Source organism: Paenibacillus sp. J14, assembly GCF_000518465.1.
GTDB classification, from domain to species: Bacteria; Bacillota; Bacilli; order Paenibacillales; family Paenibacillaceae; genus Fontibacillus; species Fontibacillus barengoltzii.
The window spans coordinates 1-17,750 of the sequence record NZ_JADQ01000042.1 but is presented as its reverse complement, the minus strand read 5'-3'; the positions used below and the strand labels follow the sequence as shown (position 1 = coordinate 17,750).

General features: G+C 50.2%; 16 protein-coding genes and 1 other annotated feature. All 16 genes read right to left on the bottom strand.

Annotation, left to right across the window (positions count from 1 at the left end; genetic code table 11):
* Positions 1–24: 24 nt before the first annotated feature.
* The 16 genes from rpsJ to rpmG all read right to left on the bottom strand — a co-directional run bounded on the left by rpsJ (position 25) and on the right by rpmG (position 17,302).
* A complete protein-coding gene (gene rpsJ, locus M891_RS0115560; protein WP_009226637.1) occupies positions 25–333 on the bottom strand; it encodes a 30S ribosomal protein S10 in 309 nt (102 codons plus the stop codon).
* Positions 334–592: 259 nt separating this feature from the next.
* Positions 593–1,783, bottom strand: a complete 1,191-nt coding sequence (gene tuf / locus M891_RS0115555; RefSeq protein ID WP_016310713.1) for an elongation factor Tu — start codon at positions 1,781–1,783, stop codon at positions 593–595.
* Between the two features lie 83 nt (positions 1,784–1,866).
* Positions 1,867–3,945 carry an elongation factor G gene (fusA, locus tag M891_RS0115550; protein ID WP_016310712.1) on the bottom strand — a complete coding sequence of 693 codons (2,079 nt, stop codon included), beginning with the start codon at positions 3,943–3,945 and terminating at the stop codon, positions 1,867–1,869.
* Between the two features lie 47 nt (positions 3,946–3,992).
* Complete coding sequence (rpsG, locus tag M891_RS0115545; RefSeq protein ID WP_009226634.1) at positions 3,993–4,463, bottom strand: 30S ribosomal protein S7; 471 nt, start codon at positions 4,461–4,463, stop codon at positions 3,993–3,995.
* Between the two features lie 64 nt (positions 4,464–4,527).
* Positions 4,528–4,947 (bottom strand): 30S ribosomal protein S12, encoded by a 420-nt coding sequence (rpsL, locus tag M891_RS0115540; protein ID WP_009226633.1) that lies wholly within the window; start codon positions 4,945–4,947, stop codon positions 4,528–4,530.
* Positions 4,948–5,090: 143 nt separating this feature from the next.
* On the bottom strand, positions 5,091–5,342 hold the full coding sequence (locus M891_RS0115535) for a ribosomal L7Ae/L30e/S12e/Gadd45 family protein (RefSeq protein WP_028539488.1): 252 nt from the start codon (positions 5,340–5,342) through the stop codon (positions 5,091–5,093).
* A gap of 176 nt (positions 5,343–5,518) precedes the next feature.
* Positions 5,519–9,133: a DNA-directed RNA polymerase subunit beta' gene (gene rpoC, locus M891_RS0115530; RefSeq protein WP_028539487.1), complete on the bottom strand. Its 3,615-nt coding sequence runs from the start codon at positions 9,131–9,133 to the stop codon at positions 5,519–5,521.
* A gap of 45 nt (positions 9,134–9,178) precedes the next feature.
* The gene (gene rpoB / locus M891_RS0115525; RefSeq protein ID WP_028539486.1) at positions 9,179–12,724 is read right to left on the bottom strand and encodes a DNA-directed RNA polymerase subunit beta; all 3,546 of its coding nucleotides are present in this window, start codon (positions 12,722–12,724) and stop codon (positions 9,179–9,181) included.
* 331 nt (positions 12,725–13,055) lie between these two features.
* Complete coding sequence (locus M891_RS0115520; protein WP_028539485.1) at positions 13,056–13,655, bottom strand: class I SAM-dependent methyltransferase; 600 nt, start codon at positions 13,653–13,655, stop codon at positions 13,056–13,058.
* Positions 13,656–13,800: 145 nt separating this feature from the next.
* A complete protein-coding gene (rplL, locus tag M891_RS0115515; RefSeq protein WP_016310707.1) occupies positions 13,801–14,169 on the bottom strand; it encodes a 50S ribosomal protein L7/L12 in 369 nt (122 codons plus the stop codon).
* Positions 14,170–14,236: 67 nt separating this feature from the next.
* Positions 14,237–14,740 carry a 50S ribosomal protein L10 gene (rplJ, locus tag M891_RS0115510; protein WP_016310706.1) on the bottom strand — a complete coding sequence of 168 codons (504 nt, stop codon included), beginning with the start codon at positions 14,738–14,740 and terminating at the stop codon, positions 14,237–14,239.
* A gap of 44 nt (positions 14,741–14,784) precedes the next feature.
* Positions 14,785–14,939 (bottom strand) — a sequence feature (ribosomal protein L10 leader region).
* An 81-nt stretch (positions 14,940–15,020) separates the two neighbouring features.
* The gene (gene rplA, locus M891_RS0115505) at positions 15,021–15,713 is read right to left on the bottom strand and encodes a 50S ribosomal protein L1 (RefSeq protein WP_009226626.1); all 693 of its coding nucleotides are present in this window, start codon (positions 15,711–15,713) and stop codon (positions 15,021–15,023) included.
* A 152-nt stretch (positions 15,714–15,865) separates the two neighbouring features.
* On the bottom strand, positions 15,866–16,291 hold the full coding sequence (rplK, locus tag M891_RS0115500) for a 50S ribosomal protein L11 (RefSeq protein WP_016310704.1): 426 nt from the start codon (positions 16,289–16,291) through the stop codon (positions 15,866–15,868).
* Between the two features lie 91 nt (positions 16,292–16,382).
* Positions 16,383–16,916, bottom strand: coding sequence for a transcription termination/antitermination protein NusG (nusG, locus tag M891_RS0115495; protein WP_009226624.1), 534 nt, complete (start codon positions 16,914–16,916; stop codon positions 16,383–16,385).
* 23 nt (positions 16,917–16,939) lie between these two features.
* The gene (gene secE, locus M891_RS0115490) at positions 16,940–17,131 is read right to left on the bottom strand and encodes a preprotein translocase subunit SecE (RefSeq protein WP_009226623.1); all 192 of its coding nucleotides are present in this window, start codon (positions 17,129–17,131) and stop codon (positions 16,940–16,942) included.
* A gap of 21 nt (positions 17,132–17,152) precedes the next feature.
* Complete coding sequence (rpmG, locus tag M891_RS25000) at positions 17,153–17,302, bottom strand: 50S ribosomal protein L33 (protein ID WP_009226622.1); 150 nt, start codon at positions 17,300–17,302, stop codon at positions 17,153–17,155.
* Positions 17,303–17,750: the final 448 nt, after the last annotated feature.

Below are 17,750 nucleotides of genomic sequence, written 5' to 3'. Positions count from 1 at the left end.
CTGGTTACCTTACAATAGTAGGTATTACAATTTAATTTCGATATCTACACCGGACGGCAGGTCCAAGCGCATCAAGGCATCCACAGTTTGTGGAGTCGGGTTCACAATGTCGATCAGACGCTTATGCGTACGTTGTTCGAATTGTTCCCGGGAATCCTTGTACTTGTGCACCGCACGGAGAATAGTAATCACTTGTTTCTCAGTTGGCAACGGGATCGGCCCGGATACGCCTGCACCCGAACGTTTTGCCGTTTCAACGATTTTCTCTGCGGATTGATCAAGAATTCTGTGGTCGTAAGCTTTCAAACGAATACGAATTTTTTGCTTTGCCATTTTAGTCCCTCCTTCTATCGCCCAATTTAGTATCGGACATACTCCGTGGAAATTTTCTGGCCACCCTCCCATGGCAAAGGGGCCGGGTGTGTCAGTAACCTCCCACATCATCGCAACGTCACAGAACAACATTCACTATTATATAGAAAAGGTAGGCGGAATGCAAGTATAATTCGTAATTTTTCATTCCCTAAATAAAGTAAAAGAGCTGCGCTCCGAAATCGGAGAGCAGCTCCTTCGATCAGGCGGTTAAGCCTAATTATTTGTTGATGGAAACAACGGCACCGGATCCAACTGTACGGCCGCCTTCACGAATGGAGAAGCGAGTACCTTCTTCGATCGCGATCGGGGAGATCAGTTGAACGGTAACTTCGATGTTGTCGCCAGGCATAACCATTTCAGTTCCTTCTGGCAGGTTGATGATGCCAGTTACGTCCGTTGTACGGAAGTAGAACTGAGGACGGTAGCCGGAGAAGAACGGCTTATGGCGTCCGCCTTCTTCTTTCGTCAATACGTATACTTGAGCGGTGAACTCAGTATGCGGGTTAACGGAAGCTGGTTTAGCCAATACTTGACCGCGTTCGATTTCTTTACGGTCAATACCGCGAAGCAGTGCACCGATGTTGTCGCCCGCTTGAGCGGAGTCGAGCAATTTACGGAACATTTCAACGCCGGTAACGACGGATTTTTTCGTTTCTTCAACGATACCCACGATTTCAACTTCATCGCCGACTTTAACCGTACCGCGTTCTACACGGCCAGTAGCAACTGTACCACGACCAGTGATCGAGAATACGTCCTCGACTGGCATCAGGAACGGTTTGTCGATTGGGCGTTCAGGCAGCGGAATGTACTCGTCGATGATTTCGAACATTTCAACGATTTTTTGAGCCCATTCGCCGTCTGGGTTTTGCAGAGCTTCACGAGCGGAACCGCGGATGATTGGAGTGTCATCGCCTGGGAACTCGTATTCGTTCAGCAGGTCGCGAACTTCCATTTCAACCAGTTCAAGCAACTCTTCGTCTTCAACCATGTCGCATTTGTTCAAGAATACAACGATGTAAGGAACGCCTACGTTACGGGACAGCAGGATGTGTTCGCGAGTTTGCGGCATTGGGCCGTCAGCTGCGGATACAACCAGGATTGCGCCGTCCATTTGAGCAGCACCAGTGATCATGTTTTTAACATAGTCGGCGTGCCCTGGGCAGTCAACGTGTGCGTAGTGGCGGTTGTTTGTTTCGTACTCAACGTGTGCCGTCGAGATGGTGATACCGCGTTCGCGTTCTTCTGGAGCTTTGTCGATTTGATCGAAAGCTACAGCAGCACCGCCGTATTTTTTGGACAATACAGTCGTGATGGCTGCAGTCAGAGTTGTTTTACCATGGTCGACGTGACCAATCGTACCGATATTAACGTGCGGTTTTGTACGTTCGTATTTAGCCTTTGCCATTTTAAACAGTTCCTCCTTAAAATATGGATTGTTATGTGTGACCGATCAAAGGAACAAGCCCTTCGACCGGCAATTACATTAAATTATTCGGCCCCTTTATGCTTGGACACGATTTCTTCAGCGATGTTCTTCGGAACTTCTTCATAGTGGGAGAGTTCCATCGAGAACACGCCGCGTCCTTGTGTACCGGAGCGCAGGGTCGTCGAGTAACCGAACATTTCGGAGAGAGGCACTTTCGCACGGATAATTTGCGCACCACCACGGGAATCCATACCTTCGATACGGCCACGGCGAGAGTTCAGCATACCCATAACGTCACCCATGTACTCCTCAGGCACCGTTACTTCAACTTTCATGATTGGCTCAAGCAGAACAGGTTGACATTTGTCTTTTGCTGCTTTCAGAGCCATCGAACCAGCGATCTTAAACGCCATTTCACTGGAGTCGACGTCATGGTAGGAACCATCGACGATCGTCGCTTTTACGTCAACAACCGGGAAGCCTGCAAGAACACCGTTCTGCATTGCTTCTTCGATACCTTGTTGAGCAGGTCCGATGTATTCTTTAGGAACAGCACCACCAACGATTTTGCTGTCGAATTGGTTACCTGTACCTGGTTCGAGCGGTTCGAATTCAACCCAGACGTGACCGTATTGACCACGACCACCGGACTGACGTACGAACTTACCTTCAACGCGAGCCGGAACACGGAACGTTTCACGATAAGCAACCTGAGGTTTACCTACGTTCGTGTCTACTTTGAATTCACGGCGCATCCGATCGATGATGATATCCAGGTGAAGCTCACCCATACCTGCAAGGATCGTTTGTCCCGTTTCTTCATCTGTATGTGCACGAAGCGTTGGGTCTTCTTCAGTCAGCTTCGCAAGTGCAACGCCCATTTTGTCTTGGTCGGCTTTCGTCTTCGGTTCAACCGCGATTTCGATAACTGGTTCTGGGAAGTTCATCGATTCAAGAATAACCGGTGCCTTCTCATCACACAGTGTATCACCTGTCCCGGTGTCTTTCAAACCTACAGCAGCTGCGATGTCACCAGCATAGACTTCGTTGATCTCTTGACGGTGGTTCGCATGCATTTGCAGGATCCGGCCGATCCGTTCGCGTTTACCTTTCGTTGCATTCAACACGTAAGAACCGGATTGCAGAATACCGGAGTATACGCGGAAGAACGTCAGTTTACCCACGTAAGGGTCGGTCATGATTTTAAATGCCAATGCCGCGAACGGCTCTTCGTCAGAAGAGTGACGTTCAACTTCTGTACCATCTTCCAGATGACCTTTGATGCTTGGTACATCAACTGGAGCTGGCAAGTAGTCGATAACGGCATCCAGCATCAGCTGAACCCCTTTATTACGGTAGGAAGAACCGCAGATAACTGGGAAGATTTTAACTTCACATACGCCCTTACGAAGCGCTGCTTTCAGTTCTTCAACGGTGATTTCCTCGCCTTCGAGGTATTTCATCGTCAATTCTTCGTCCAGTTCAGCAACTTTCTCTACCAACTCCGCACGAAGCTCTTCAACTTGTGCAGCGTATTCAGCAGGGATTTCTACTTCATCGATTTGTTGTCCCAGATCGTCTCTGTACATATACGCTTTTTGAGCGACAATGTCGATGATCCCGACAAAATCATTTTCTGCACCGATTGGCAGTTGGATAGCAACTGCATTCGCTTGCAGACGATCGCGCATATCCTTAACGACGTTCAGGAAGTCCGCACCGATGATATCCATTTTGTTGACGTAGGCGATCCGAGGAACACCATAGCGATCAGCCTGTCTCCATACGGTTTCAGACTGCGGCTCAACGCCTTCCTTCGCACTAAACACGCCTACAGCCCCGTCCAATACACGCAGGGAACGTTCGACTTCAACAGTGAAGTCGACGTGTCCCGGGGTATCGATGATATTTACGCGGTGACCTTTCCATTGAGCGGTCGTCGCAGCGGATGTAATCGTGATTCCGCGCTCCTGCTCTTGTTCCATCCAGTCCATCGTTGCCGCACCTTCGTGAACTTCCCCGATTTTGTGCGTACGACCTGTGTAGAACAAGATCCGTTCCGTCGTGGTTGTCTTACCGGCGTCAATATGCGCCATGATCCCGATATTACGTGTATTTTTCAAGGAGAACTCTCTTGCCATGAATCTGTCTCCCTTCAAAATATAAATTTTGAAATACGGGCGTTATCCTACCAACGGTAGTGCGCGAACGCTTTGTTCGCTTCCGCCATTTTATGCGTATCTTCACGTTTCTTAACGGAAGCGCCTGTGTTGTTGGATGCGTCGATGATCTCGGCAGCCAAACGCTCTTCCATTGTCTTCTCACCGCGAGTGCGGGAGTAGTTTACGAGCCAACGTAATCCCAAGGATGTACGTCTCTCTGGTTTAACCTCGATCGGAACTTGGTAGTTTGCACCGCCGACACGACGAGCTTTAACTTCCAGTACAGGCATAATATTTTTGATCGCTGCTTCAAATACTTCCATCGGGTCATTCCCCGTACGTTCACGGATGATGTCGAACGCATTGTAAAGGATGCTTTGAGCAACGCCGCGTTTACCGTCGAGCATGATGCGGTTGATCAAGCGAGTAACCAATTTGCTGTTATACACCGGATCTGGCAACACATCTCTCTTAGCAACTGGACCTTTGCGTGGCATAGTTTGTTATCCCCCTTTCAGTAAAAATTCAATCCTTAGCTGTTGTCTCCAAACTTAAGCGATCTTATTTCTTCGCTTTCGGACGTTTCGCGCCGTATTTGGAACGAGCTTGCATACGGTTGTTAACGCCAGCCGTATCCAAGGCACCGCGCACGATATGATAACGGACACCCGGAAGGTCTTTTACCCGGCCGCCGCGAATCAGTACAACGCTGTGCTCTTGCAGGTTGTGTCCGATACCCGGGATGTAAGCCGTCACCTCTACACGGTTCGTCAAGCGAACACGGGCATATTTACGAAGCGCGGAGTTCGGTTTCTTCGGAGTCATCGTACCTACACGAGTGCAGACGCCGCGTTTTTGCGGAGAGCTCAAATCCGTAGCTTCACGTTTCAGAGCGTTAAACCCTCTTTGCAACGCTGGCGATTTGGATTTGTACACCTTATCTTGGCGTCCTTTACGTACTAATTGGTTAATTGTTGGCATGTTGTTGCCACCCCCTTCCTCAGAGTTCAAATTCCATTTACAAACCACTTGTTTAAGCCCACAGACCCAGGCGGCTCATAAAAGAACAAAGGAAATGTTTTTGCCAAAGAGTTCCCCTCATTAGCAAAAACATTTTCGATCAACTATGACTTTACGATCACAGCCATCGCCGCTCCTACTTCAATCCCACAAGCCTTGCCGAGATTCGCCATTGTATCTACAAAGGTGACTTTCACGGCATGTTGGTTGCATAAGGCGACGATCCTTGACGTAAGGCGTGGATCTGCATTCTCAGCAACATAAACTTCCTCGGCCCGTCCAAGTTCAACCATTCGCATGGTCTGCTTGGTGCCGACCTTAATTGGTGCGTCCCGTAGTCCTTTATCATTAGACATCATAACGTCCTCCAAAGCACAGGGTTATCCGTACTCACGCACTATGATATAGTATCACTCCGCTATAGTAGGTGTCAAGCGAAATATTCAGCGGAATTTTCATAGAAAAAACAAGTCCGGCGCACCCCGGATCAAACTCGCTTCAGGGGCGCGCCGGCTTATCTTAACCTTCGTCGTTATTCGACCGAAACAGGTTCCAAGCTTTCTTCCGTAACTTCATCTTGTTCCGGCTCTTCGAATTGAATGTTGCGGTAGCGACTCATGCCGGTACCGGCCGGAATCAGCTTACCGATGATGACATTCTCTTTCAAGCCGAGCAGCTTGTCGACTTTGCCTTTGATCGCAGCGTCGGTAAGCACCCGCGTTGTTTCCTGGAAGGAAGCGGCGGACAAGAAGGAGTCGGTTTCCAGCGACGCTTTCGTAATCCCGAGCAGGACCGGTTTAGCCACTGCCGGCTCTTTGCCAGACAGAATCGCTTCTTTGTTGGCAGTTTCATACTCATGCAAGTCGACGAAAGACCCTGGCAGAAGCGGTGTATCGCCGGCATCCACGATCCGGATCTTGCGCAGCATTTGACGAATCATAACCTCAACGTGCTTGTCGTTGATTTCTACGCCTTGGTTCCGGTATACGCGTTGTACTTCCTGCAAAATATAGTTCTGTACGCCGCGAATCCCTTTGATGCGCAAAATTTCTTTCGGGTCGATGGAACCATCCGTCAGTTCGTCGCCGGCCTCGATCTCGTCGCCTTCGCTGACGCGCAGACGAGAACCGTAAGTAACGGAGTATACTTTCGTTTCCGCTTCGCCTTGAACCTCGATTTCGCGACGGTCCTTCGCTTCGCGGATTTCTTTGATCACGCCGTCAATCTCACTGATCGTTGCTTGACCTTTCGGATTCCGAGCTTCGAACAGCTCCTGAATCCGCGGAAGACCTTGGGTAATATCGTCACCCGCAACGCCCCCGGTATGGAACGTACGCATGGTGAGCTGGGTCCCTGGTTCACCGATCGATTGAGCCGCGATGATGCCGACAGCTTCCCCGATCTCCACGTGTTTCCCAGTAGCCAGGTTGCGTCCGTAGCACTTCTTGCACACGCCGTGACGAGCGCGGCAGCTGAGCACGGAGCGGATTTGCAGCTTCGTAATTCCCGCGTTGACGATTTCATGCGCTTTGTCGGAATCGATCAGCTCGTTCCGGTGAATGATGATCTCGCCGGTTTCCGGATGGCGCACCGTTTCGAACGAATAACGGCCTTCAATCCGGTCGTACAGATTTTCGATCACTTCTTTACCGTCTTGGATAACGCCAACGGTAAAGCCTTTATCCGTACCGCAATCCTCTTCGCGTACGATGACGTCTTGCGCCACGTCGACGAGACGACGGGTCAAGTAACCGGAGTCCGCAGTCCGCAACGCGGTATCCGCCAGACCTTTCCGGGCACCGTGCGTCGAAATAAAGTATTCCAAGACCGTGAGGCCTTCGCGGAAGTTCGATTTGATCGGCAATTCGATGATCCGGCCCGCCGGGTTCGCCATCAGGCCGCGCATACCGCCCAGCTGGGTGATCTGCGATTTGTTACCCCGCGCTTTAGAGTCGACCATCATCATGATGGAATTGTAGCGATCCATCGACTTCATCAGGATGTCGGTAATTTGATCCTTACACTTGGACCAGATATCGATAACGCGGTCGTAACGCTCTTCGTTGGTGATCAGACCGCGGCGGTATTGGTTGGTAACAACCCGTACCTTCTCCTCGGATTCGCGAAGGATTTCTTGCTTTTCCTTCGGAACAATAACGTCCGCCACCGCAATACTTACGCCGGCACGCGTGGAGTAAGTAAAGCCGGTTTGCTTGATTCTGTCCAGAATAACGGAGGTTTCCGTCGTTTGGTAGATTTCGAAGCAACGGCCGATGATTTCGCCGAGGTATTCTTTGCCCACACCGCCTGGTTGCGGTGCAGCCATGATCCGTTCCACAACATTGGCGCCCTTCTCATAAATAAAGTAATGATCCGGAGTGCCTTGGAACAGGTTCGCACGTGTTGGTTCATTAATATATGGGAAGCTGGCCGGGAAAATCTCGTTGAAAATAATTTTACCAACGGTCGTAATCAGCAAAGCGTTTTGCTGTGCTTCCGTAAAGCTGGTTTTGCCCAGCGCTTTCGCCGGAATGGCTACCCGTGCATGCAACGAAGCGGTGCCGCGTTGATAAGCCGATACGGCTTCATTAACCGAAGACAGGATCATACCGGTACCTTTGGCTTCCTTGTTATCCATGGTCAGATAGTAGGAGCCGAGGACCATATCCTGCGAAGGCGTAACGACCGGTTTACCGTCTTTCGGGTTCAGGATGTTACCGGACGCCAGCATCAGGATGCGGGCTTCCGCCTGAGCTTCCGCGGACAACGGTACGTGCACGGCCATCTGGTCACCGTCGAAGTCAGCGTTGTACGCCGTACATACGAGCGGATGCAGACGGATGGCGCGACCTTCCACCAGGATCGGTTCGAACGCCTGGATCCCGAGACGGTGAAGCGTAGGAGCACGGTTCAACAGAACCGGATGCTCTTTAATAACTTCCTCGAGCACGTCCCAAACTTCCGGACTCACGCGTTCTACTTTGCGTTTTGCACTCTTAATGTTATGTGCCAGACCTTTGTTCACCAACTCTTTCATGACGAAAGGCTTGAACAGCTCCAGCGCCATTTCTTTCGGCAAACCGCATTGGTACATTTTCAAGTACGGACCTACGACGATAACAGAACGACCGGAGTAGTCAACCCGTTTACCGAGCAGGTTCTGCCGGAAACGACCTTGTTTCCCTTTGAGCATGTGGCTCAAGGATTTCAACGGACGGTTGCCCGGACCCGTAACAGGACGGCCGCGGCGACCGTTGTCGATCAAGGCGTCAACGGCTTCTTGCAGCATCCGTTTCTCGTTCTGTACGATGATGTCCGGCGCGCCAAGGTCAAGCAGACGTTTCAACCGGTTGTTCCGGTTGATGACGCGGCGGTACAGATCGTTCAAGTCGGACGTCGCAAAACGGCCGCCATCGAGTTGAACCATCGGACGCAGCTCCGGCGGAATGACCGGAAGCACGTCGAGGATCATCCACTCCGGCTGGTTGCCGGAGCTTTTGAACGCTTCGATGACTTCCAAACGTTTGATCGCACGGTTGCGGCGTTGGCCTTGAGCCGTGCGCAATTCTTCTTTCAGGAATTCCAGCTCTTTGTCGATGTCGAGATCCTGAAGCAGCTTCTTCACAGCTTCCGCACCCATGCCGGCTTGGAATCCATATCCGTATTTCTCACGGTAGCTGCGGTATTCTTTCTCGGACAAAAGCTGCTTTTTCTCCAGCGGCGTTTCGCCTGGATCGGTTACGACATAAGATGCAAAATAAATGATCTCTTCCAGGGAACGCGGAGACATGTCGAGCGCAAGGCCCATCCGGCTCGGGATCCCTTTGAAGTACCAAATGTGAGATACCGGAGCTGCCAACTCGATATGCCCCATCCGTTCGCGGCGCACTTTCGCGCGAGTGACCTCAACGCCGCAGCGATCGCAGACAACGCCTTTGTAGCGAACGCGTTTATATTTACCGCAATGACATTCCCAGTCTTTGGTCGGGCCAAAAATCTTTTCGCAGAACAGCCCTTCCTTCTCTGGCTTCAACGTGCGGTAGTTGATCGTTTCCGGTTTCTTTACTTCTCCGCGGGACCAAGAACGAATTTTATCTGGGGAAGCAAGCCCAATTTTCATAAACTCGAAGTTGTTGACGTCCAACAAGGAGCATCCCTCCTTAACCAAGTCCTGATTTGACTGTATAACGCTCTATTCTACGCCGACTTCCGCGCCTTCCAGATTGAGACTGAGCTTGTCGCTCGACGCATCGTCCTCGTCGTCGATCTCTTTCATCTCGATCTCTTCTTCGTTTTCGGTCAGGATCTTGACGTCCATACCCAAGCTTTGCAGCTCTTTGATCAAGACCTTAAACGATTCAGGCACGCCCGGTTCAGGCACGTTTTCCCCTTTAACGATGGATTCGTAGGTTTTCACCCGACCCACCACGTCATCCGATTTGACGGTAAGAATCTCTTGCAGCGTATAAGCAGCACCGTAAGCTTCGAGCGCCCATACTTCCATCTCCCCGAAACGCTGACCACCGAACTGAGCTTTACCACCCAGCGGTTGCTGCGTAACGAGCGAGTAAGGACCCGTCGAGCGAGCATGGATCTTATCGTCAACCATGTGCGCCAGCTTGATCATGTGCATGACACCGACGGTAACTTCACGTTCGAACGGTTCACCTGTGCGGCCATCGTACAGGATCGTTTTACCGTTCCGCTGCATGCCCGCTTCTTCCATCGTATCGAATACGTCTTCTTCATTGGCTCCGTCGAATACCGGCGTTGCCACGTGAATCCCCATCTTAAGGGCAGCCATACCCAGGTGGATCTCCAGCACCTGCCCGATGTTCATCCGCGAAGGTACGCCCAGCGGATTCAGGACAACCTGTACTGGCGTTCCGTCTGGCATAAACGGCATATCTTCTTCCGGCAAAATCCGGGCCACGACCCCTTTGTTACCATGGCGTCCAGCCATCTTGTCGCCTTCGGAGATTTTCCGTTTCTGTGCAATGTACACCCGAACGAGTTGGTTAACACCTGGCGGCAATTCATCGCCGTTCTCACGGGTAAACACCTTCACGTCAACAACAATCCCATCGGTACCGTGAGGCACACGCAGGGAAGTATCACGAACTTCGCGAGCTTTCTCACCAAAGATGGCGTGCAGCAAGCGTTCTTCTGCGGTCAGCTCCGTTACACCCTTAGGTGTTACTTTACCAACCAGGATGTCGCCGGCAGCAATTTCTGCACCAACGCGGATAATACCGCGTTCATCCAGGTTACGCAGCGCTTCTTCGCCGACGTTCGGGATGTCGCGAGTAATCTCTTCCGGTCCGAGCTTCGTGTCGCGGGCTTCGGATTCGTATTCCTCGATATGGATCGAAGTATATACATCTTCCTTCACCAGCTTCTCGCTCAGCAGGATCGCATCCTCGTAGTTGTAACCTTCCCAAGTCATAAAGGCAACGACCACGTTGCGGCCCAATGCCAATTCGCCCATTTCCGTCGAAGGACCGTCCGCAAGGATGTCACCTTTCTTAACGATGTCGCCCCGTTTGACGATCGGACGTTGGTTAATGCAGGTTCCTTGGTTAGAACGCATAAATTTGTGCAACTTATATTTCACAAGGTCGCCTTTGACTTCTTTTCCGTCTACGACTTCGATACGGCGGAGCCAAATTTGGTTCGCTTCCGACCGTTCGATGATCCCGTCATATTTCGACACGATGCAGACACCGGAGTCTTTTGCAGCCTTATGTTCCATCCCCGTACCGACAAGCGGAGCTTTAGGAACAAGCAACGGCACCGCTTGACGCTGCATGTTCGAACCCATGAGCGCACGGTTGGAGTCGTCGTTCTCCAAGAACGGAATCAGCGCCGTAGCGACGGATACAACCTGTTTCGGCGAAATATCCATGTAGTCTACGCGACTGCTTGGCATCGTCAAGATGTTATCCGATTGCTTATTGTAACGAACGATGACGAACTCATCTTCGAACTTGTTGTCTGGCGTCAGCTTCGCGTTCGCTTGCGCAATGACATAGTTGTCTTCTTCGTCGGCCGTCAGGTAGGCCACTTGATCCGTAACGGTTCCCGTCTTCGGATCAACCCATCGATACGGCGCTTCGATGAAGCCATACTCATTGATTCGCGCATAAGTAGACAGGGAGTTGATCAAACCGATGTTCGGACCTTCCGGCGTTTCGATCGGACACATCCGGCCATAGTGGGACGGGTGAACGTCACGCACTTCCATGCCGGCGCGTTCCCGAGTCAAACCGCCTGGACCGAGTGCAGACAAACGACGTTTGTGCGTCAGTTCAGCGAGCGGGTTCGTTTGGTCCATGAACTGAGACAGCTGCGAGCTGCCGAAGAACTCTTTAATCGATGCAATGACAGGACGGATATTAATGAGCGCCTGCGGCGTAATCACGTTCGCATCCTGAATCGACATTCTTTCGCGTACGACACGTTCCATCCGGGACAAGCCGATGCGGAACTGGTTCTGCAGAAGCTCACCCACGGAGCGCAGACGACGGTTACCCAGATGGTCAATATCGTCCGTGCTGCCGATGCCGTGCAGCAAATTGATAAAATAGCTGATCGAAGAAATAATATCAGCAGGTGTAATATGTTTCACCGATTTATCGATATTACGGTTGGCAATCACCTTAACCACTTTACCGTCTTCAATCGGGGAGAATACGTCGATGGTTTGCAACGGCACATCATCTACGTCAAGGACGCCGCCGGCTACATGGTAGTTCTTGAAGCCCACGCCGTTCTCAAGGTAAGGCAAAATTTCATCCAGCAAGCGGCGGTCAACCATTTGACCCGCTTCGGCGATAATTTCACCCGTCGTTGTATCAATCAGCGTCTCAGCAAGACGTTGGTTGAACAAACGGTTCTTGATGTGCAGCTTTTTATTGATTTTATAACGACCGACATTCGCCAGATCGTAACGTTTTGGATCGAAGAAGCGCGCTACCAGCAAGCTCTTCGCATTTTCCAGCGTCGGCGGTTCACCCGGACGCAAACGTTCATAGATCTCGATCAGGGCTTTCTCTGTCGAATCCGTATTGTCTTTATCCAGCGTATTGCGGATGTACTCGTCGTTGCCGAGCAAATCCAGAATTTCCGCATCGGTTCCGAAGCCAAGCGCACGCAGCAACACGGTTACCGGAATTTTGCGGGTGCGGTCGATCCGCACGTAGATAATATCTTTCGCATCCGTCTCCAACTCGAGCCAAGCGCCGCGGTTAGGGATAACGGTTGCGGTATACATTTTCTTACCGTTCTTATCCACTTTCGTACTGAAATAGACGCTAGGAGAGCGAACCAACTGGCTGACAATAACCCGTTCCGCACCGTTAATAATAAACGTACCGGTTTCGGTCATCAGCGGGAAATCTCCCATGAACACTTCCTGCTCTTTGACTTCGCCGGTTTCCTTATTAATGAGCCGGACTTTGACCCGAAGCGGCGCCGCATAGGTAACGTCGCGTTCTTTCGCGTCATCCACCGTATACTTCGGTTCGCCCAGGCTGTAATCGATAAACTCCAACACCAGATTTCCGGTGAAATCCTGAATCGGCGAGATATCTTGGAACATTTCCCGAAGGCCTTCTTCCAAGAACCACTCATAGGATTTCTGTTGGATTTCGATCAGGTTCGGTACTTCGAGTATCTCGTTAATTCGCGCATAACTACGCCGAGTGCGTCGACCATATTGAACAAGATGTCCTGCCAACTTAAACTCACCCCTCATGTCTACTCACTTAAAAATACATTGCGAACCCGTGTTTGTGCCCTTATAATAGACCCATACGGATTCATCCACAAATAAAGAAAAGCCCTTATCGAATGCTTTCGAAAAAAGAGCATCATTTATCCGTGTCTGTTTCTGCTCTGATGTCCTCATAATCATTAGTTTATCCAAAATGTGCATATTATACGTAGAACGACACATTTTTATGCATTGTTCCCGTAGAACTATTGACATTTCAGCAAACTAAAGCCACAGAGGGCATCCTAATGCTGACATTTTATAATAATAACATATCGGATTTGTCAAGTCAACCTTATTCTTTTACCGCCCGATAAATGCGGTACCCCTTGTCCTTCGTCACTTCCTCCACCCGGGAAAACAGCGACTCCAACTTCTCTTTCGCTGACGGCGCCCCTTGTTTCTTCTGGATTACCACCCATAGCGATCCACCAGAACGCAACCGTTCATAGGCACCTTCAAAAATGGCGTGCACCGTAGCTTTACCAGCCCGAATCGGCGGATTGGTCAATACCACATCAAACTTCCGATCGTCTAACGCCGAGAACAAATCGCTCTCCAGTACGGTGATGTTGTTCACGCCGTTCGCAGCAGCATTCTCTTTCGCTAATTCAACAGCCCGGGAGTTCACATCGATCATCGTCACATGACCCTTGGTCGCCAGCCTCGCCGCTGCCAGTCCGATCGGTCCATATCCGCAGCCTACATCCAGTACCTCTGCGTCTTGCGGAATGTCCATAGCTTCAATTAAAGTGCGACTGCCGAAGTCAACGCCTCCCTTGGAAAAAACACCGGCATCGCTGACGAAGCGATAGCTTTGCCCCCGTAGCACCGTGTCCCAGGTTTTCCGATCATGCGCCGCAGTTGGCTGGCTTGCGTAGTAGTGATCCGCCATGATTACTTGTTTCCCTCCATTAGCATCTAGTCATCTCTCTGTACCTGTCCCCTATTATATCCATTCCCACATATTCATGTAAGGGGAGAAAGGCAACAAACCCCTTGAATCAAGTTCAAGGGGTTTGTGATCGAGAAACAAGCTACTATTTCAATTCTACAGTTGCGCCTGCTTCTTCCAGTTTTGCTTTGATGCCTTCTGCTTCTTCTTTGCTTACTTTTTCTTTCAGCGGTTTTGGAGCGTTGTCAACCAGGTCTTTGGCTTCTTTCAAGCCGAGGCCCGTGATTTCGCGAACCACTTTGATAACGTTGATTTTGGAAGCACCAGCGTTAGTCAGTACTACGTCGAATTCGGATTGTTCTTCAGCTGCGCCACCGCCAGCTGCACCGCCGCCAGCTACAACAACCGGAGCTGCTGCAGTTACGCCGAATTCTTCTTCGATTGCTTTAACAAGATCGTTCAGTTCAAGAACGGTCATACCTTTGATTGCTTCCAAGATTGCTTCTTTACTCATGGTAGAACCTCCATTATATAATAGTTTGTTTGTTGCGAATCAGATAACTTGCATCCGCAAGGCTAACTTACGCGCTTGCTTCTTCTTTCTCGGCAACGGCTTTGACAGCCAGTGCGAAGTTGCGAACAGGTGCTTGAAGTACGCTGAGGAGCATCGAAAGCAAACCTTCGCGGGAAGGAAGATCCGCGAGCGCTTTGATTTGGTCGACGCCAACTACACGGCCTTCAACCACGCCACCTTTCACTTTCAGAGCATCGTTCTTCTTGGCGAATTCGCTCAAGATTTTCGCTGGAGCTACTGCATCTTCCTTACTGAACGCGATGGCCGTAGGACCGGTCAACACTTCGTCCAGCTCGGTCAATTCCGCAGCAGCCGTAGCGCGGCGAATGAGCGTGTTCTTCAGCACTTGGAATTCCACGCCAGCTTCACGAAGCTGTTTGCGGAGTTCGGTAACTTGAGCAACATTCAATCCGCGATAATCCGCAACGACGGTCGTTGCGCTTTCGCGCAATTTGGACGTTACAGCTTCAACGGCTTCTTGTTTTGCTTGAATGACTTTTGCGTTTGCCAAACTGCACACCTCCTATTAGATTCATGAGCCTCTTGCTACTTCCGCAAGGCATTGAAAAAAGCCTCCGCAGAATCACGAAGGCTTTGATGGATCATCCGCACACAACAAGAGCTGTGTACAGCGACGTTCTATCACAACACCTCGGTAGGAAATTAAGCCTCACGGCACCTACTGTCTACGGTAAGCATATTCATATTTAAGTCTCACTTCAAAACAACTGTTTCAGTATACCAAGGCGACACCGTGGTGTCAATCCCCGTTCCGTCAAGAACGAAAGGTATTATCTGTAAGCAGCTGTATTTACGCGAGCGCTTGGGCCCATGGTCGAAGAAATCGCGATATTCTTCAAGTAAACGCCCTTCGCAGCGGCCGGTTTAGCCCGGTTCAATGCGTCGATGAGAGCCTTGAGGTTCTCATTCAATTGTTCGGCAGTAAAGGATACTTTACCGATTGGCGCATGAATTTGACCCGCTTTGTCCAGACGGTACTCGATTTTACCGGCTTTGATTTCTTGAACGGCTTTCGCTACGTCAAACGTAACTGTGCCTGCTTTCGGGTTAGGCATAAGGCCTTTACCACCGAGCAGACGGCCGAGTTTACCAACTTCGCTCATCATGTCCGGTGTAGCTACGCAGACATCGAACTCGAACCAGCCTTGTTGGATTTTGTTGATCATGTCTTGATCGCCGACGAAATCTGCTCCGGCTGCTTCTGCTTCCTTCGCTTTGTCGCCTTTGGCGAATACCAATACGCGTTGGGTTTTGCCCGTGCCATGCGGCAGAACAACGACACCACGAACGGCTTGGTCTTGTTTACGAGGGTCTACGCCCAAACGAACTGCAGCTTCAACGGTTTCGTCGAATTTTGCAGTCGCTGCCTTCTTCACCAGTTCAACGGCTTCCAAAGGCTCATACGTCGCTTCGCTGTCAATCAGCTTAGCGGCTTCCAGGTATTTCTTACCGTGTTTAGCCATGAATTCGTCCTCCTCTGTGGTATTAGCGGAAATTCCTCCCACTGTTGATGGGTCATATAAACAAGCTTCGCTGCTCATCTATAGAACCTCATCCGAGGATGAAATTTAATATCGTAAATGTAGATTAAGAAATTTCATCCATTCGACCAAGATTAGTCTTGGATCGTGATGCCCATGCTGCGGGCTGTACCTTCAACCATACGCATAGCCGCTTCAACGGATGCTGCGTTCAGGTCAGGCATTTTTTGCTCCGCGATTTGACGAACGGTGTCGCGTTTCACGGTAGCCACTTTCTTCTTGTTCGGTTCGCCGGAACCTTTCTCAATCTTCGCTGCAACACGAAGCAGAACGGCAGCCGGTGGAGTTTTGGTGATGAATGTAAAAGAACGGTCTTCAAACACCGAAATTTCAACCGGAATGATCAAACCCGCTTGATCGGCAGTACGCGCGTTGAATTCTTTACAGAATGCCATGATGTTGACACCTGCTTGACCCAGCGCCGGACCTACCGGAGGTGCAGGGTTCGCTTTCCCCGCAGGAATCTGCAGTTTTACCACTTTGATAACTTTTTTCGCCATGTAAAACACCTCCTTGCCCTAATAGTGGTAGACGGAAGCCTTACAGCCCCTCCCACTTTGAAACCCTAAGAAACCTTTAGAAGTTGCAAAATTATATCTTCTCCACCTGAGAGTAATCCAGCTCAAGTGGGGTTTCTCGTCCAAACATGTTGACGTGAACCTTAACCTTGCTCTTGTCGGTCAGAATTTCCTCAATTGAGCCTACAAAATTGGCAAAAGGACCAACTTTGATACGCACATTTTCCTTGAGCTCAAATTCGATGACCGGCTTCGGTTCCTCCATACCCATATGCGCCAAAATCTGATCCACTTCTTCAGGGAGCAGCGGCGTTGGCTTGGAACCGGAACCCGTAGAGCCGACGAACCCGGTGACTCCCGGCGTGTTGCGCACAACATACCAAGAATCGTCGGTTTGGATCATTTCCACCAAGACGTAACCGGGGTAAACTTTACGCATGACAGTCTTCTTCTTACCGTCTTTGTTCACCACTTCTTCTTCCATCGGAACAAGAACGCGGAATATCTTGTCTTCCATGCCCATGGACTCGACGCGTTTTTCCAAATTGGCTTTGACTTTGTTCTCATACCCAGAGTAGGTATGAACGACGTACCATCTTTTTTCCATATCAAGCCACCTAGGGACCCTTCTTAAATTATCGCTTCGATCACAGCAGAAATGCCGATGTCCAGAACCCAAAAATAAATCGCGACAACGGTAATTGTACCGAGCACAATCAGCGTATAATTAGTCAGCTCTTTACGATTAGGCCAGCGAACCTTTTTAAGCTCAGCCCAGCTCTCAGAGAAAAAAGAAAACAACGACTTGAAACTACGTTTCATGCGCGACTACACCTCCAAGGACTATCTGGTTTCGCGATGAGGAACTTGCTCGTTGCAGAACTTGCAATACTTCTTCATCTCCATGCGGTCGGGGTGGTTACGCTTGTTTTTCGTTGTCGTGTAGTTTCTTTGTTTGCAATTCGTACAAGCCAACGTAATTATTACCCGCATGATGTGCACCTCCCGAAGACATTCTTTAATGAGCTGTCTCTATATTGACCTAAAATCGAATGTTCGCCACCTAAAAAAGGGAAACACAAAATTAGGCCTACCTAAAACACTTTATCATATGGCACAACCCGTGTCAACGAGGCGCGATCACTCAGTTAAAATGTTACTAAAGAGGCATCGGTTCACTCACATCGAAATGTTACCGAAGGGATGTGTTTTGAAACTGAGCATGAAAACACGACGTGAAGTAATCCGTACCTTGGCTGATCAATACATGAGAGCGAAATCGCGAAATGAGAAATCTGCAATCCTTGACAACGCCGTGAAGGTGCTGGGGTGCCATCGGAAGCATGCTATCCGCGCTCTCACGAACCCTCCTGCGCTGACACCAGCGAAATCGAAACGTAATCGGCCATTAGCTTACCAGGAGGCGATGCCCGTCATTGAG

Coding starts and splice junctions, on each gene's coding strand:
- rpsJ (WP_009226637.1), bottom strand. CDS start 333: ATGGCAAAGCAAAAAATTCGTATTCGTTTGAAAGCTTACGACCACAGA.
- tuf (WP_016310713.1), bottom strand. CDS start 1,783: ATGGCAAAGGCTAAATACGAACGTACAAAACCGCACGTTAATATCGGT.
- fusA (WP_016310712.1), bottom strand. CDS start 3,945: ATGGCAAGAGAGTTCTCCTTGAAAAATACACGTAATATCGGGATCATG.
- rpsG (WP_009226634.1), bottom strand. CDS start 4,463: ATGCCACGCAAAGGTCCAGTTGCTAAGAGAGATGTGTTGCCAGATCCG.
- rpsL (WP_009226633.1), bottom strand. CDS start 4,947: ATGCCAACAATTAACCAATTAGTACGTAAAGGACGCCAAGATAAGGTG.
- M891_RS0115535 (WP_028539488.1), bottom strand. CDS start 5,342: ATGTCTAATGATAAAGGACTACGGGACGCACCAATTAAGGTCGGCACC.
- M891_RS0115520 (WP_028539485.1), bottom strand. CDS start 13,655: ATGGCGGATCACTACTACGCAAGCCAGCCAACTGCGGCGCATGATCGG.
- rplL (WP_016310707.1), bottom strand. CDS start 14,169: ATGAGTAAAGAAGCAATCTTGGAAGCAATCAAAGGTATGACCGTTCTT.
- rplA (WP_009226626.1), bottom strand. CDS start 15,713: ATGGCTAAACACGGTAAGAAATACCTGGAAGCCGCTAAGCTGATTGAC.
- rplK (WP_016310704.1), bottom strand. CDS start 16,291: ATGGCGAAAAAAGTTATCAAAGTGGTAAAACTGCAGATTCCTGCGGGG.
- nusG (WP_009226624.1), bottom strand. CDS start 16,916: ATGGAAAAAAGATGGTACGTCGTTCATACCTACTCTGGGTATGAGAAC.
- secE (WP_009226623.1), bottom strand. CDS start 17,131: ATGAAACGTAGTTTCAAGTCGTTGTTTTCTTTTTTCTCTGAGAGCTGG.
- rpmG (WP_009226622.1), bottom strand. CDS start 17,302: ATGCGGGTAATAATTACGTTGGCTTGTACGAATTGCAAACAAAGAAAC.